The 14920-nt window shown below is 66.5% G+C and carries 12 protein-coding genes; 4 read left to right on the top strand and 8 right to left on the bottom strand.

Features of this window, described 5'->3' with window-relative positions; all coding sequences use genetic code 11:
• Window positions 1-2: 2 nt before the first annotated feature.
• The 4 genes from ACVOKU_RS03725 to ACVOKU_RS03710 all read right to left on the bottom strand — a co-directional run bounded on the left by ACVOKU_RS03725 (window position 3) and on the right by ACVOKU_RS03710 (window position 6230).
• On the bottom strand, window positions 3-2714 hold the full coding sequence (locus ACVOKU_RS03725; protein WP_481559127.1) for a TonB-dependent receptor: 2712 nt from the start codon (window positions 2712-2714) through the stop codon (window positions 3-5).
• 75 nt (window positions 2715-2789) lie between these two features.
• On the bottom strand, window positions 2790-3938 hold the full coding sequence (locus ACVOKU_RS03720) for a cellulase family glycosylhydrolase (protein ID WP_277380696.1): 1149 nt from the start codon (window positions 3936-3938) through the stop codon (window positions 2790-2792).
• A gap of 116 nt (window positions 3939-4054) precedes the next feature.
• Window positions 4055-5197 carry an aldose epimerase family protein gene (locus tag ACVOKU_RS03715; protein ID WP_481559126.1) on the bottom strand — a complete coding sequence of 381 codons (1143 nt, stop codon included), beginning with the start codon at window positions 5195-5197 and terminating at the stop codon, window positions 4055-4057.
• A gap of 103 nt (window positions 5198-5300) precedes the next feature.
• Window positions 5301-6230, bottom strand: a complete 930-nt coding sequence (locus ACVOKU_RS03710; protein ID WP_481559125.1) for a 2-dehydro-3-deoxygalactonokinase — start codon at window positions 6228-6230, stop codon at window positions 5301-5303.
• A 104-nt stretch (window positions 6231-6334) separates the two neighbouring features.
• Between ACVOKU_RS03710 and ACVOKU_RS03705 the strand changes: the two genes are divergently transcribed.
• A complete protein-coding gene (locus ACVOKU_RS03705; protein ID WP_481559124.1) occupies window positions 6335-7336 on the top strand; it encodes a glycoside hydrolase family 43 protein in 1002 nt (333 codons plus the stop codon).
• A gap of 131 nt (window positions 7337-7467) precedes the next feature.
• Here the strand turns inward: ACVOKU_RS03705 and ACVOKU_RS03700 are convergent, their stop codons facing one another.
• On the bottom strand, window positions 7468-8394 hold the full coding sequence (locus ACVOKU_RS03700; protein WP_481559123.1) for a ParB N-terminal domain-containing protein: 927 nt from the start codon (window positions 8392-8394) through the stop codon (window positions 7468-7470).
• A 192-nt stretch (window positions 8395-8586) separates the two neighbouring features.
• Between ACVOKU_RS03700 and ACVOKU_RS03695 the strand changes: the two genes are divergently transcribed.
• From ACVOKU_RS03695 to ACVOKU_RS03685, 3 genes are all read left to right on the top strand, one after another.
• On the top strand, window positions 8587-8748 hold the full coding sequence (locus ACVOKU_RS03695) for a hypothetical protein (protein WP_481559122.1): 162 nt from the start codon (window positions 8587-8589) through the stop codon (window positions 8746-8748).
• 78 nt (window positions 8749-8826) lie between these two features.
• Window positions 8827-9528 (top strand): lasso peptide biosynthesis B2 protein, encoded by a 702-nt coding sequence (locus ACVOKU_RS03690; RefSeq protein WP_346480264.1) that lies wholly within the window; start codon window positions 8827-8829, stop codon window positions 9526-9528.
• A gap of 13 nt (window positions 9529-9541) precedes the next feature.
• Window positions 9542-11383, top strand: a complete 1842-nt coding sequence (locus ACVOKU_RS03685) for an asparagine synthase-related protein (protein WP_481559121.1) — start codon at window positions 9542-9544, stop codon at window positions 11381-11383.
• On the opposite strand, the gene ACVOKU_RS03680 is transcribed toward ACVOKU_RS03685, so the two are convergent.
• The 3 genes from ACVOKU_RS03680 to ACVOKU_RS03670 are packed head-to-tail and all read right to left on the bottom strand — an operon-like array spanning window position 11380 to window position 14918.
• The gene (locus ACVOKU_RS03680) at window positions 11380-12090 is read right to left on the bottom strand and encodes an ABC transporter ATP-binding protein (RefSeq protein ID WP_481559120.1); all 711 of its coding nucleotides are present in this window, start codon (window positions 12088-12090) and stop codon (window positions 11380-11382) included. The two genes, ACVOKU_RS03685 and ACVOKU_RS03680, sit on opposite strands and share 4 nt — an antisense overlap.
• Window positions 12091-12099: 9 nt before the next feature.
• On the bottom strand, window positions 12100-13458 hold the full coding sequence (locus tag ACVOKU_RS03675) for an ABC transporter permease subunit (protein WP_481559119.1): 1359 nt from the start codon (window positions 13456-13458) through the stop codon (window positions 12100-12102).
• Complete coding sequence (locus ACVOKU_RS03670; protein WP_481559118.1) at window positions 13455-14918, bottom strand: DUF3526 domain-containing protein; 1464 nt, start codon at window positions 14916-14918, stop codon at window positions 13455-13457. The genes ACVOKU_RS03675 and ACVOKU_RS03670 overlap by 4 nt, the downstream gene beginning before the upstream one ends.
• Between the last annotated feature and the right edge of the window lie 2 nt (window positions 14919-14920).

Here is a 14920-nt window from a genome sequence, read left to right as displayed (position 1 = left end):
CATCAGAGCTTGAACCGGAAGCCCATGCCCAGGGTCTTGTCCTGGTAACGGATGTCGCGCGGCCGCGTGTTGCCGCTGCCCCAGTACTGGTGCAGGTTGTTGCCCAGCAGGTTGGTGGCCGAGAACACCACCGTGGCGCGCGGGGTCACGTCGTAGCTGATCGAGAAGTCCAGCGAGCTGGCCGGCTCGACCTGGTCTTCCGTTCCGGCGACCGTGGGCTGGGTGAAGAAATCGATGTACCGGCTGCGGTAGCCGTAGGCCAGGCGTGCACTCAGGCCGAAGTTCTCGTAGAACAGCACGGCGTTGTAGTTGTTCTTCGAGACGTTCTGCAGCGGCCGCGAGATCACGGGCCCGCCAAGGAACTCCGGAGACTTGGTATCGCCTTCGATGTAGGTGTAGTTGAACTGCGCACCCAGGCCGCTCCAGGCGCCGGGCAGGAAGTCGAAGGTCTGCTGGTAGGCCAGCTCGACACCCTGCAGATGGCCGCTGCCGGCGCTCTGCGGGGATGACAGCTCGTAGTCCTCTCCGGCGATGACCACATTGGTGATGTAGTTCTGGATGTAGCCATCGATGTCACGATAGAACACGCCTGCACTGACGTAGCCCACCGGGGAGAAGTACCACTCCAGCGACATGTCGTAGTTGGTCGACTTGATCGGGCTCAGGTCGGGGTTGCCACTGCTGGCCACGCCCGCCCGGTTGACGGTGCCGGGATTCAGCGAGATCGACGGGTTCAAGGCACCGAAGTCCGGATAGCTCAGTGTCTTGGCCGCCAGCACGCGCAGCTGCCAGGCATCGTTGAAGTGCAGGTTCAGGCTCGCGTTGGGCAGGGCATTGGTGTCCTGCGTGCTGCGGGTGATGGCACTGTAGACACCCGTGCCCGCGTCGAACGAGAAGGCGTTGAGTTCACGCTTGATCTTCTCCGCACGCACGCCTACCAGACCATCCACGCGCAGGCCGCCCAGATCGAAGTCGTACTTCGCCTGCAGGTAGCCGGCGCTCTTGCGTTCTTCGATATCGAAGAAGCGGCCGGGATTCTCCGCCGCCAGCCCGTCCGGCAGGCCGTAGTAGCGGCGCAGCGCGTCGGCGTTGTCGATCAGGTAGTCGTAGCAGGGCGTCAGGAACGACTGGTTCAGTGCGGAGTTGCCGCGCTTGCTGCAGAAGAAGCTGCTGGCCGGGAACAGTCCCACCACCTGGTTGGCGGGGTTGGGCGAGGCGGTGATGTTGCCGGTACCGGCACCGCCCGGTGGCGGCGTGCTGATTTCCACGCTGCCCTTGGCACTGGCGGTACGGTCGGCGTAGCGCAGGCCGAACTGGAGGTTGGCGATCGGGCCGTCGAGGAACTCGAACGTTCCGTCGCCGCGCCAGCTGTTTTCCTCGCCGCGCGACTCGCCCCAGGTCTGGAACAGGCCATTGAGGTAGAAGCGCGACGGATCCATGGCCGGGTTGCCGGCCAGGTGCCAGTTCTGGTGCTTGCCCGAGGTGCCGTCCCAGACGGTGGTGATCGGCCCGGCCAGGAAGGTGTCGATGATGAAGTTCTCATCGCGGTAGTAGCCGGACGTACGGGCCACTTCGGTGGACAGCCGCAGCTGGTCGCCGCGCCACTTGAAGCCCAGCGCGTTCTGGATGTCCTGGCCGCGCTGCTTGTGCGCCTGGGTGCTGCTTGCGGCATAGCTGTCGCCGGTCCACGTGCCGCTGGTGGCATCGCAGATGGTCTGGCCGGAGAGCGGCCCGTCCAGGCGGTTGGCATAGCAGTTGTCGCCGACCTGCAATCCTGTCGGCGGCACCACCCCGACCGGGAAACTGAAAAGGAACGCCTGGTCATAATCGTCGCGCACGAAATCATAGAGGCCCTCGACATAGACCTCGGTGCGTTCGCTCGGCTTCCACTGCAGGGCGTAGTTGAATGCACTGCGCTTGCGGTCGCCATGGTTGTAGTTGGTGCCCCAGCCATTGGGGGCGGCGATCAGGTTGCCGTCATCGGTACGCGCCGGCGTGCCATCCGCATTCTCCAGCACCTTCGGGAAGTCACCCCACACCGCATCGTACGCATAGCGCTTGCCGACATAGCCGAAGTTGACCATGGCGCCGATTTCGCCGGCATCGGTGTCCCAGCGGTTGCTCAGCAGCAGGCTGGCGGAGGGATCGATGTCGCCACCGTACTTGCTGTGCGTACCGGTCACGGTGCCGGCGATCTCCGCACCGTCGAAATCCAGCGGGCGGCGCAGCTGGATGTCCACCAGGCCCGCGATGCCGCCCAGTGGCAGGCTCGCCTCGCTGCTCTTGTAGACGTTCAGGCTCTTGATGGCGGTGGCCGGCAGGTTCTGGAATGCGTAGCCGCGGCCGGAGCTGCTGAAGATCTCACGGCCGTTGAGGGTGCTGATCACGTTCGGCAGGCCGCGGATCACCACCCCGGTGGTCTCTCCCTGGTTGCCCTGCGCCACCTGCACGCCGGTAACGCGCTGCAGGGCGTCGGCCACGCTGTTGTCGGGCAGCTTGCCGATGTCTTCGGCAACGATCGAATCAACGACCATCTCCGCCTCCTGCTTGATCGACTGGGCGGTCTGCAGGCTTTGGCGCAGCGCGGTCACGGTGACCGTGTCCAGGTTGACGGCCTCCTGCGGGCCGGCCTCCTGCGCCTGCACCAGAGAGGGCAGGGCGAGGGCCGAAAGGATGGCCAGGGAAAGCACGGTGCGGGAAGAACGAGCGGTCATGGCGGTATCTCCGGATTCCGGAAAGCAGTCGCGGTTGAGTGGCCCGCCGTCATGCGAAGGCGGGCGCCAGTAAGGTCAGAAAGCGGGAACGGAGGTGCGCGGGGTCTTGGCCAGCCTGCGGAACAGCTCGGCTTCGCGTGCCCGGTAGGGCGTGCCGTCGGCCTTCAGCAGATCGTGGAACCACACGGTGGGGGCTTCCATCGTGTAGGGGCGCTGCCAGCTGTCCCACGGGAAGCGGGTCTGGATCGCGCCGTCCACGAACCCCCAGTTGATCATGCCGATGTTCTCGCGGCGGGCGATCGGAAGGATCGTGTCCACGTTCGAGCCTGCGCCGCGTGCCAGCCATTCGGTGCAGATCAGCGGGCGGCCGTACCTGCGCAGCTGTGCAATGCGGGCAACGAATGCCTCCGGCTGCTCGTAGTTGTGGAAGGTGATCACATCCGACTGCTCCAGCTGCGTGCGCTGGATCGCGGTGAGCGATGCGGCGCCCGGCGACCAGTCATCGCCAATCCACACGCCGCTGGTGAGCGGCTGCACCGGCTTCTTCGCGCGTGCCCAGTCGAAGATTTTCGGCAGCAGTTCGGCGATGCGTTCCTGCTCGCCCGGCAGCTGCTTGTCCATGTAGTTGCCACCCCCGGGGTTGTCCGGTTCGTTCCACAGGTCCCAGGCCAGCACGCGCGTGTCGTTGGCGAAGTGACCGATCACGCCCTCCACATAGGCCTGGAAGTGCGCGTCATTGGCGCGGTCCACCAGCATGTGGCGACTCGGGCTCTGCACCCAGCCGGAGTTGTGCACGCCGGGAATCGGACGGCGCTGCGGGCCGAGCACCGGATCCGGGTCCCAGCAGCTGTCGAAGAGCACGAGCATCGGGCGGATGCCGTTCTTCTCGGCGATGGACAGGAAGGTGTCGATGCGCTTCAGCAGGCCCTGCGGGTCCTGCTGCCACAGCAGGTCATGCAGGTAGACGCGCATGGTGTTCATGCCGAACTGCTCGCGCGCCCAGCGGAGTTCGCGGTCGATGGCTGCCGGATCGAAGGTCTCGGCCTGGAACATCTCCAGCTGGTTGATGGCGTTGGAGGTGGTGTAGTTCGCGCCCACCAGCCACTGCTGCCTGGAATACCAGGCGTCGGCTTCGGCCGGGGTCCAGCGTGCGGCGTCGGTCGCATGCGCCATCGGTGCGACGGCGAGCAGCGTTGCCAGCAAGGGGGTAAGCCACTTTCGCATGAGATGCATCTCCTTGGTTCATGAGCTGCCCGTCCTGGCGTGAGCCGGGAGGCGGGTGGTGCGTACTGCGGTGGATTGCCGGTGCCGTGGGCGACCGGTGTGCCAGCTGCGCGGGATCAGCGGCCGGGCGGTGTGCGGTCGGTCGAGAAGTCGTAGACGATGCGGTTCACATAGGTCTCGCCCGGGGCCAGCCGCGCCGAGCCGAACGACGGCTGGTTCGGTGTGTCCGGGAACAGCTGCGGTTCCAGCGCGATGGCATCGCCCTGGCGATAGACACGGCCACTCTTGCCCACGGTGCTGCCGTCGAGGAAGTTGCCCGAATAGAACTGCAGGCCAGGCTGCGTGGACAGCACGGTCATCACGCGGCCCGAGCGCGGGTCGTGCACGCGGGCGACTTCGCGCGGCTCGCGCGTGGGCGATCTGCTGATGACCCAGTTGTGGTCGTAGCCGCGACCATGCAGCAGCTGCGGCTCATTGCCCTGGCGCAGGTCGCGCCCGATCGGCTTGGCCGTGCGGAAGTCGAAGGCGGTGCCTTGCACCGGCTGCAGCACGCCCGTGGGAATCAGGCCCGCATCCACCGGCGTATAGGCGCTGGCCGGAATGGTCAATTCGTGATCCATCGCCGAGCCGGAACCCTCGCCGGACAGATTCCAGTATGCGTGGTTGCTGAGGTTGACGATGGTCGGTGCATCGGTCGTGGCGCGGTACTCCACCTCCAGCCGGCCATTGCCCTTCAATGCGTAGGTTGCCGTGACCGTGAGCGTGCCCGGATAACCCTGGTCGCCGTCAGGGCTGACATGCTGCAGGGTGGCGTGATCGGCGGCGGCGTCGACGATCTTCCACACCACCTTGTCGAAGCCGCGGGTGCCGCCGTGCAGGCTGTTCGGCCCATTGTTGACCGGTACCTGATAGGTCCTGCCATCCAGGGTGAAGCGACCCTTGGCGATGCGGTTGGCGAAGCGGCCGACGATCGTGCCGAAGTACTGCGGATTGTCGAGCGTCGCCTTGAGCGTCGCGTCGCCAAGCAGTACATCGGCGTATGCGCCATCACGGTCCGGCACTTCCAGTGAGTGCAGTGCAGCGCCCAGCGTCAGTACCGTGGCCTGCATGCCGGTGCCGTCGCGCAGCAGGATTGACTCCACCACGGTGCCATCGGCCGTCCGGCCTACCACAGCGCGTTCCTGTGCCTGACCTGCGCCCACTGCAGACAGTGCCAGTACGCCGATCAGCCCTGCCGTCTTCCCCTTGCCAGCACGCATTGCTCAAGGCCCCTCTCGATGTCGTGATGCGTACAAAAACATATAATCAGACAATACGCACGTTGCGACGCAGCACGTGGTCACCCGCCGCGTTTGGCCGTGGTCAACGCGCAGTCGCGGTCATCGCGTGCAGTGCGGAGAAGCCGCGCACCACGGCGTCGGCGGACGCCACCGCGTGCGTGGCGATGCCGATTTCCGACAGCGCCGCCTGGTACAGCCGGGTGACCGGTCCGGAGCCCACCAGTGGCACCGACGCCGACCTCAGCCCGGGGAACAGCGCCAATGCGTCTGCAATCTCCGCACCGGCCAGCAGTCCGCGCAGGTAAGCGCTGGTCGCCGTGCGCGGCAGGGTGCCGCGGATCATCCGTGCCCGCACACCGAACAGCAGTGCCCCCAGGCCCAGTCGGCGGTCGGCGCCTGCATGCACACCCTCGGCGAAGGCCGGTCCTGGCTCACCCGGTCCGTCCAGCACCGACGCAAGCAGGCCGCCAGTGGCCAGGCGATCGAACAGTTCGCCGGACATTGAGGTCATGAAGCTCTGCACCTGGCCGTCGACCAACTGGATCCACTTGGTATGCGTACCCGGCAGCGCCACGATGGCATCGGGGCCGACATCGCCGCCGCGCAGCAGGCCCAGCAGTTCAGTCTCCTCGCCGCGCAGCACGTCCGGCATGCCATCCACGGGGCGCACGCAGGCCATGCCGGGCACGATGCTCACGGAGAGCTCGCCGATCCGGGTCGGCACCAGCTGCTGCGCAATCGAGGCAACACCTGCAGGACACTCCACGTAGCCGGCATCGATCCAACCGACATTCGACCCGATCATGCCGGCCGCATAGGCGTGGCGTGCAGCCGGCCAGCGTGCGCGGATCGTGTTGGCGGCCACCACCATGTCGTCACGGTCCAGCGTGGCCACGCCCGCGGGCATTTCATGGGCATCAAGCCGCTCACCGTTGGGTCCGATCAGATAGGCGCGCAGATTGCTGCTGCCCCAGTTGATGCCGATGATGCTGTCGGGGTGGTCCTGCTGCATGGTGGTTCCTCGGAGCGATGGTGTTGCCTATTGTCTGATTATATGGTTTGGTTGCCGCTCGCTGGCAAGCCTGCCGGCGCAGTTCCAGTCGGGAGGGGAACGCAATGAACGGCACGCTTTCCATGGCGCTTGCAGCGCTGCTTCAGGTATCGACGAACGCGTCCGCCGCGACGCCAGCGGTGGACAATCCGCTGCTGGACTCCGGGCCGGACCCGTGGATCACCCGCGATGGGGACGTGTTCTATTACATGGGCACGCACGGTGATCGCCTCGCCATCCGCGCCACCCGCGACCTTGCGCACCTGGCTGACGCGCGCGAAGTCACGGTGTGGCGTCCGCCGGCAACGGGAGCGAATGCCAAGTCGATCTGGGCGCCGGAACTGCATCGCATTGATGGGCGCTGGTACATCTACTACACGGCGGCAGCGGGTGACGCGCCCGAAGGCCAGGAAGACGCCCATCGGGGGGTGTTCGTGCTGGAGAACAGCAACACCGATCCGACCCGGGGCACATGGACCGACCGCGGACGGTTGGCTACTGCACACCCCGGCATCGACGGCACCACCTTCGTGACCGCCGGCAAGCGCTACTTCGTGTATTCGCCCTATGTAGGACCGGACAGCGTGCTGGCCATCGTGGCCATGGCCAACCCCTGGACCCTGCGGGGCAGCGAAACCATCATCGCGCGGCCGGACCAGGCGTGGGAGCGACAGGGCGGGCGGCAGATCCTGGAGGGCCCGGAGTTCCTGCAGGGCCCACGCGGCGACCTGTTCCTGACCTATTCGGGCAGTGCGTGCTGGTCGGATGACTACGCGATTGGACTGCTGCACGCCAAGGCGGGCGCCGATCCGCTGGATGCGAGCGCGTGGCACAAGGTAAAGCAGCCGATCCTTGCCAAGCATCCTGCTGGCAACGTGTACGCGCCGGGGCACAACGGTTTCTTCCAGATGGCCGATGGCGCGCCGTGGATCATCTACCACGCCAACCCGGGGCCGGACATGGGCTGCACCGCCAAGCGCTCGCCGCGCATCCAGCCGGTGCATTGGAGCCAGGACGGCATGCCGCTGCTGGATGCGCCGTCCGGGCGCGGAGTCGGGGTGAAGTGACTGCGTCGGCGGTCGAATGCTCTCACGCTTCTCCAGCAGCCTTGTCTGGCGCCAGGGCGGCCGCGCGGCTGTGATGAAACGCCGCGGCAGGGCTGGAGGTGCGAGGTGCCGGATTGTTCCGATGCTTTGCTCTACACCGCCGGCACCGTGATCCTCTGCAGGTCCAGCGTGGCCCGCAGCGCATAGTTCTTGCGGATCACCGGCACGATGCGGGTCAGGCCTGGATCGAAGTAGTCCCTGAACAACGGCGGCCGTGCCGAACCCAGATAGAACGCACGGTCCTGCTTGACTGCTGCCGGCAACAGCACGTCACTGAAGTCGCTGTCGGAGGCGTCAGTCACCAGGCACGGTACATGGCGGAGCCCAAGCTGGCGCAGCAGGTACAGGCGATGGGAGCCATTGGTCAGGATGAGGCGGTTGCCGATCCGGGTGGCACTGACGAAGTTGTCGCTGAAACCCAGGTAGATGACCAGTGCGTGGCTGGCTGCACCGAAGGGTTCGTAGCCGGAGATGGCGGACGGGTCGATCGTCGCCACGTCCAGAAAGCGCAGGTCGTTGGAGCTGGACGCAAAGGTGTAGCTGCCTTCGGACCGGGACGCGCGGACCGGCGGGTGAGCGTGCCGCCCGTTGCGTGCAACCAGCTCCATGATGTCCTGTGCCGTGGGGGAGGCGGGGAAGGCGGCGGCAAGCTCGCCGATATGGCGCAGGTTGATGCACTCCTGGAAGACCACCAGCCGGTCGATCTCGACCATCTGCCATGCGCGCGGCACGTTGTTCGTCATGCGGTGCATCGACGGTTGGCGTGGCGCGTGGTCGGCCAGCGCCGCCATCTCCGCAGGAAGTGCATGCACCTCGACCGCGTCGGCGTCGTTGGCCTCTTCCTTCAGCTGGCGCAGCGCGTCGGCGCGGGCGTTCTTCCATTCCTCCACCAGCATCGCCTCATCGAAGCATCCGGGCGGGCATCGCTCCCTGATGAAGCGGATGAACCTCGGCAGCGGGAACGGTCCTTTGAGCAGAAGGGTGGGCTCAAGGCCATCGTCACTGGTCGGGTCGCTCATCCATTTCCCCTTCGAGAAGGCGTGTCGACGTTGCCGGACAGCGACAGTCGTCACACTGAAATAATATGTTATATCGTAACATTTGCATGCCTTGACGGCAATCGCTCTGCAACACGCGCAGCGATGGTGGCTTGGCTGCTCCGTATCCGTGGCACGACGCCCGGATACATCCACTGACAAGAGGAGATGTTCATGAACGAGCTGATTGAGCTGGGTGTAGTGGCAGGACAGCAGAACCCTGAAGGCCAGGGTGGGGGCGGTGATCTGATCGAGCTGGGCTCGGTGGTTTCGGAAACCAAGGCACACAACCACGGCACCTTGTGGGATGGCGTGTTCCCGACCACCTCGCCCTGATCCACTGCGGCATGCATGACCTGCGGTGCATGCCCTGCGCATGCACCGCTTCTCCGCCTGGACTGAAGAGATCACGTAATGGAACAGCCTGCGGCGCGCTATTTCCTGTCGAAGCAGGCCCATGTCTGTGTCACCGGCGATGCAATGGTGATCCTGGACCAGGCGACGGGAAAATACCTGTCGCTCGACCGCCATCGTGCCGCCAGCCTGGGCGGGCTGGTGCTCGATTGGCCGTTGCCGGCAGACGGCCGGCGGATGCCGGGTCTGTTGCAGTCGCTGCTGCAACGCGGGCTGATCACCGACGATCCGCAGCGAGGCAAAGCCGCGACCAGCGCGTCGATCGCGCTGCCGCGCCACTGGATACGCGACGGTGAACCCCGCGGTTGTCCGCGCATCACCGCACGTGACGTCCGCAGATTCATGGCCGCGTGCATGCGTGCCGGATGCAGCAGGACGTTCCTTCCTTTCAGCCACACGGTGTCCTCGGCGCGCAGGCGTGCGCAGGGATCACAGCGCACGGACGTAGGCGTGCAGGAGCTGGCCCTGCGCGTCCGGGTGTTCGACTGGCTGCGGCCGTTGGCCTTCAGGAAGACGGACGAGTGCTTTCTCTACTGCCTGGCGATGCGCGAATTCCTGTCCAGGCATGGAATCGTCGCGGACTGGGTGTTCGCGGTCAGGACCCAGCCCTTCGCGGCGCACTGCTGGCTGCAGCACGGCGATCAGGTCCTGACCGATATCCCCTTCAACCTGCGCCGGATGGTTCCCATCCTGGTGCTGTAGAGGCGCCTCACGCATGTATCGATACATCGCCGTGCTCTGGAACACCTCCTGCGACTCCGCAACCGCCCGGGCTCAGCAGGCGATGCAGCGCATCGAGGCCATGCACGCCGGCATCACCTGCGTGATGAACGACCACGGCGCCGCGATCTATGTCCAGAGTGACAACCCGGGCTACCTGGACTGCAGCCGCTGCGGCTCGCTGGTCGTGCTCGGCGCGCTGTTCGACAGGAATTTCGGCCGGGATACCGTGCCCGCGCGCGTGCCACTGGATGCGGCCGCCGCCGATGCGGCCTGCCGCACGCAGGGAAAAACCCTCGTGCAGCACTACTGGGGCCGCTATGTAGCGTTCGGCTACCAGCCGCAGTCATCGAGCTGGTTCGTCCTGCGTGATCCCGCCGCTGAAATTCCCTGTTACATGACGACGGCGGGTCAGCTGACGGTGGTCTTCTCCAGCATGGAAGACTGCCTTGCACTGGGCCTGCGCGATTTCAGCATCGACTGGCCCTTCCTGTCCTACTCGCTGCTGTTCCCGTTCCGTGACGGGTTGCAGACCGGCTTCAGGGAGGTCACCGCCATCGAGGCCGGGGAGGCCGTTTCGATCCGCGATGGCGAGCCGGTCAGCCGGCAGTGCCAGTGGGACATCGTGCGCCTGGCCCGCGACGAACCGATCGAAGACCTGCAGGAGGCGGTGCAGCTCGCGCGCTCCACGCTGCTGGGCTGCATCGGTGCCCTGGCCAGCCGGCACCGGCGTATCCAGCTGCAGCTGTCGGGTGGGCTGGATTCCTCCATCATCCTCGCCGGCCTGCTGCACGCGCCCTCCCTGCCGGAAGTGGACTGTGTCCACCACTATGACGACGGCATCGGTGCCGATGAGCGGATGTTCGCCCGCATGGCGGTGGCCGGTGCCAGTGAGTCGTCGGGCCGGCGCTGCGGGTTCGTCGAGTACCGGCGGCAACCCCACTGCGCGCTGGAAGAGATCATGACCTTCCCGCGGACGGCGCGGCCGGCACATTGCTCGGGCTACCTTCTGCATCGCCGTGATGTCGCCTTTGACGGAGATACCGTGCAGTTCACCGGCGTCGGCGGCGACGCGGTCTTCCTGCGCTTCAAGGGCAACGCTGCGGCGATCGACCATGCCTGGCGGCGCGGCATCGACCGCCACTTCTTCCGGGTCGCATTTGAAACCGCACAGTCGGGCGATTCGCTTTATGGCGTCCTCAAGGATGCGGTGATCCATGGGCTGCTCAGGCGGCCGGCCAGCATCAACGGTCGCTGGGGCAACCCCTGCGAATGGGTGAAGGTCGACGCGACCGAGCAGGACGTCACGCCACCGGCCTGGCTGCGCCATGCGCGCAACGAAGGCCATGAGGTGTCACCGTACAAGCTGGCGCACATCAGCCGGATGGTGTTTCCGACCAGCGTCCTTGATCCGTTCGAGGGCGCGGGTCGCTGGCACGGTGTCTCTCCGATCAGCGCACAACCGCTGGTCGAACTGTTCGCGCGCATGCCGCTGCGCCTGCTCATGGCGGACGCGGAGGACCGGACGATCGCACGGCGTGCCTTGCAGGGACTGCTGCCGGACGCTCTGCTGTCGCGGAAAGTGAAGTCCTACCTCGACGATCACTCGGTCGCGGTCACCCAGGGCCATCAGGCGTTCATCCGCAGCCTGCTTGTCGATGGGCTGCTGGCCCGGCGTGGGTACATCGACAGCGCGTCGGCCGACGCAGGCATCCGCCGGGTCGGCCCGGATCATTCGTCGCAGGTGCTCGGCATCTTCGGCCCGCAGGTCAACATCGAAGCCTGGCTCAGGCGCTGGGCAGAGCGGCCCGCAGGGCAAGGAGCCGGAGTCGCCTAGGCGCTCCGGCTCATCTCCTCGAGGTACAGGCTCTCAAGATCGTTGGCGGTGATGGTGGTGGCATCCAATGTCCTGCGCAGCCGCCCGGCCTGCATGAGGCCGATCGTGGTGGCCACCTCACGGGCGCGGAACAGATCGTGCGTGGCCATCAGGATGGCGGTGCCACGATCACGCTGCCGCACGATCAGGTCATGGAACTCGGCCGACGCGGTGGGGTCGAGGCCGGAGGTTGGCTCGTCAAGCAGCAGTGCCTTGGCGTCCTTGACGATGGCCAGGGCAATGCCGACCTTCTGCCGCATGCCCTTGGAGTAGAGGCCCACGCGTCGTCCGAAGACATCCGGCGCCAGGCCCGCTGTACTCAGTGCATCCCGCAGCCGGGCGGGTGAGCGGTCGTCCACGCCGGCCAGACGCGCGAAGTAGTCCAGGTTCTCAAGACCGGACAGCTCGTCGTACAGCGCCACGGTCTCGGGGATGTACAGCAGCCTGCGTCGCACCTCCTGCGGGTGCCGGTGCGCGCTGAGTCCATCGACTTCCGCGGATCCGGAGGTGGGGGTGAGGAAGCCCAGAAAGAGCTTGATCGTGGTCGATTTTCCCGCACCGTTGGCTCCGAGCAGGCAGAAGATCTCGCCGGGTCCCACCTCGAAGCTGACGTCGTCGAGTGCCCGGTGGGTGCCGTGTTCCTTGATCAGGTTCTTTGCAGAAAGCATGTGGGCTCCTCAAGGGGCCGCCAACCGGCGACGCATCGATCCGGCGGCGATCAGCAGAATCAGGGTGGCGGCGAGCAACGCCGCGAGATCGGCACGCACTCCACGCCGGCCCGCGCCGGCCGGCTCCACGAACCGGAAGCGGGGCAGGGCTTCATATTCGGCAAGTGTCTGCGGCGCGTCGCGATCCAGGTACGCCTTGTGCAGCAACCGACGGGCCTGCCAGAACGCATGGACCTGGTCCTGGAAGGCGAGCGCGCGATCCGCGTCCGAGCCGGCGATGCGGTCCAGCGCGTCCTGTACTGCGACCGCGGGCAGCAGCAACCGCACGTTGTCCAGCACCCGGCGGCGAGCATCCTGCGCCCGCTCATGCGATTCGATCAGCGGCGCAAGGTCGAGATCGGTCGCCAGCAGGTCGGCATAGGCCTCGCGCACGTGGTCCGGAATCACCGGTGTCGAAGAACGTACAGCCGTTGAAGCACTGCGGCGATGGAGTGTCTGTTGCCTGGCCGTCGCGGCCAGCCGCGCCTTCACGTCGGTCGCGAGCTGCATCTGTGACGGTGGCGGAACGGCCAGATTCACTGCCGCTAGGGTCAATGACGGGGCCATCACCACGATCAGCAACCACACTCCGCCGGCCGCAATGGCCGCCTCCGTGGTGCGCCGGGCGAAACAGCCGATCAGCACCGCCACCGCCAGCCAGAAGCCGCCATAGGCAAGGATGACCAGCGAGAGCAGGCCGAGGCCGGCAAGGCTCTCCGCACCGGACCACGCCGCCGCGCCGACCAGGATCACTCCCGCAGGCAGCAGCACCACGCCGCCCCGGGCCAGCGCCTTTACCGCGATCAGCCGTCCCACCGCGACCGGCTGCGACAGCACCAGCGCAGCGATGCCACGCTCGCGCTCGCGGGACCAGAGGTCATAGCTGGCTGCCAGGATGATCAAGGGCAGCAGAAAGACGATGACGAACGCCAGATCGAACCGGCCTGCGGCCCGTGCTGCCGGATTGCCGATGTCGGCCCACACGTTCCTGAAAAGCTGGGAGCGATCGCCCAGCGCCACCACGTCGGCCGTATAGGGATAGGCCTCCGCCTGCCCGATCGACACCGACGCCATCGCAGCGGGCGGTAGCACGGGTTGGACGCGCGGCAATACCGATGGCGCCTTGCCGACGAACACCCGGCTGCGGTCATGGGTGTGCTGCTCTTCGAGCTGGATCATGCCGATGGCGGCGTTACGCTGTTCGACCCACCCCCTGCCATTCCACGCGGCGTAGGCGGCCAGCGCCAGCAGCAGCATCAGCAGGGTGGGCAGCGCCCGATCGCGCAGCAGCCTGCGCACCTCATGGCCGGCAACGGAAAGACTGCTCATGGGATCGTCCCCAGGCGCCGGGCCGAGAAGAACACCAGTCCAAGCGCCAGCAGCAGCCAGCCCAGCAGAATGGCCAGGTTCGCCGCCTGTGCCGCGGCAATGCCGGCCAGGCGCTGTTGCCCCGGCGTGTAGGCCACGGACCGGGTGAGGGTCGCGATGTCGGCACGATGCTTTTCCCCCTGCGGCGCCTTGTGCTGCTTCACTTCCGCATTGAGTGCCTGGATCAGGCGGTAGCGGTAGTCTTCCACGCTCTGCAGGAAGGCCAGGTGCGCCGCGAAATCGGTTCGGGCGAATGCGCGTGACCATGACTGCAGCGCGATGGCCGGAGAAGCAACGGCGAATGCGCGCTGTGTTGCTTCCTGCTGCCGATAGGTCGCATGGATGCGCTCGAAATGGCGGTTGTAGGTGTCCGTCGAGTTCCTCTCTGCGAACTCCAGGGCCACGCCCCGGAAGTTGACGGGGAGCTCTTCCACCGTGTCGACCTGGTAGCGCGCCATCAGCGCGTGTCGCAGGGCGTCCAGCCGCTTGTCCGCAGGGTCATGGCCATCCACTCCGTTCTCCGCCTCTTCCGTCACGGCGGCCCTGAACGCCGGCGCGCTGGGCGTGGGATCCAGCGATTCGGCCACCGCTGGCGCCATTCGTGGCACCAGCACGGTGGCTACCACCCAGAACCCCAGCAGCACCACCAGCGAGGTCCGTGCCGAGCTGGACAACGCCGAGACACCGACCGTGAGGGCACAGAACACCAGCAGATAGAGTCCGTAGGCCGCGCACATGGCCAGCAGCGCGGCGATGTCCATCCAGCCGGCGTTCTGTCCCGCCACAGCGGGAACCGTCGCCGCCAGCATGGCAAGCACCAGCAGCAGGGACGCACTTGCCAGAGCAATCAATCGGCCGATGATCAGCACCGCAGGCGACGCCCCGGTGCCGAGTTCTTGGCGAAGGGTTTCGCGGGCGACGTCACCGGACAGCGTGGCGAAGCCGGCAAGGATGATGAGCAGCGGCGCTACTACCTGCAGCGCCCAGGCAGCAGAGAAGCCATCGAACCGGCTGAGGGCGGTGCCCGCGTCCATCGCGCGATGCCTGGCCGGGTTCTGTGCGTGACCTTCGATGAACACCGAGGTGCCCAGTACATCGGTCAGTCCGGGATCGAGCGCGGCCAGGGGCCGCACCGGTGCGGGAATGGCGCGTCCCACATGCGCCGCGGCATGGGGATCGATCACGCCCTGGCCGTCCCACAGCCGCGCTTCCTCCGCTGCTACGGCCTGGCGCTCCTGCGCCTGCAGGGACAGGCGCGCGGCACCCGTGGCAACGGATGCGCCCGCAAGCAGCAGCAGGACCAGGGCGAGCCACGGCAGGCGCCGCTCACGCCACATCAAGGTCAGCTGGGTTGCCGCGACACCGGCAGCTTGCCGAAGCGTCGACGCAGGCCGGAAGCGGGCGGGGGAGGGCGGGCTCATCC

The organism is Stenotrophomonas sp. STEN147, from assembly GCF_056757995.1.
The sequence above is the reverse complement of the archived record's forward strand: the minus strand, read 5'-3'. Positions and strand labels throughout refer to the sequence as shown.

Bases quoted from the DNA above. Each gene is read 5' to 3' on its own strand.
- ACVOKU_RS03700 (WP_481559123.1), bottom strand. From the start codon at position 8,394: ATGAGCGACCCGACCAGTGACGATGGCCTTGAGCCCACCCTTCTGCTC.
- ACVOKU_RS03705 (WP_481559124.1), top strand. From the start codon at position 6,335: ATGAACGGCACGCTTTCCATGGCGCTTGCAGCGCTGCTTCAGGTATCG.
- ACVOKU_RS03715 (WP_481559126.1), bottom strand. From the start codon at position 5,197: ATGCGTGCTGGCAAGGGGAAGACGGCAGGGCTGATCGGCGTACTGGCA.
- ACVOKU_RS03690 (WP_346480264.1), top strand. From the start codon at position 8,827: ATGGAACAGCCTGCGGCGCGCTATTTCCTGTCGAAGCAGGCCCATGTC.
- ACVOKU_RS03670 (WP_481559118.1), bottom strand. From the start codon at position 14,918: ATGAGCCCGCCCTCCCCCGCCCGCTTCCGGCCTGCGTCGACGCTTCGG.
- ACVOKU_RS03695 (WP_481559122.1), top strand. From the start codon at position 8,587: ATGAACGAGCTGATTGAGCTGGGTGTAGTGGCAGGACAGCAGAACCCT.
- ACVOKU_RS03685 (WP_481559121.1), top strand. From the start codon at position 9,542: ATGTATCGATACATCGCCGTGCTCTGGAACACCTCCTGCGACTCCGCA.
- ACVOKU_RS03680 (WP_481559120.1), bottom strand. From the start codon at position 12,090: ATGCTTTCTGCAAAGAACCTGATCAAGGAACACGGCACCCACCGGGCA.
- ACVOKU_RS03720 (WP_277380696.1), bottom strand. From the start codon at position 3,938: ATGCGAAAGTGGCTTACCCCCTTGCTGGCAACGCTGCTCGCCGTCGCA.
- ACVOKU_RS03710 (WP_481559125.1), bottom strand. From the start codon at position 6,230: ATGCAGCAGGACCACCCCGACAGCATCATCGGCATCAACTGGGGCAGC.
- ACVOKU_RS03675 (WP_481559119.1), bottom strand. From the start codon at position 13,458: ATGAGCAGTCTTTCCGTTGCCGGCCATGAGGTGCGCAGGCTGCTGCGC.
- ACVOKU_RS03725 (WP_481559127.1), bottom strand. From the start codon at position 2,714: ATGACCGCTCGTTCTTCCCGCACCGTGCTTTCCCTGGCCATCCTTTCG.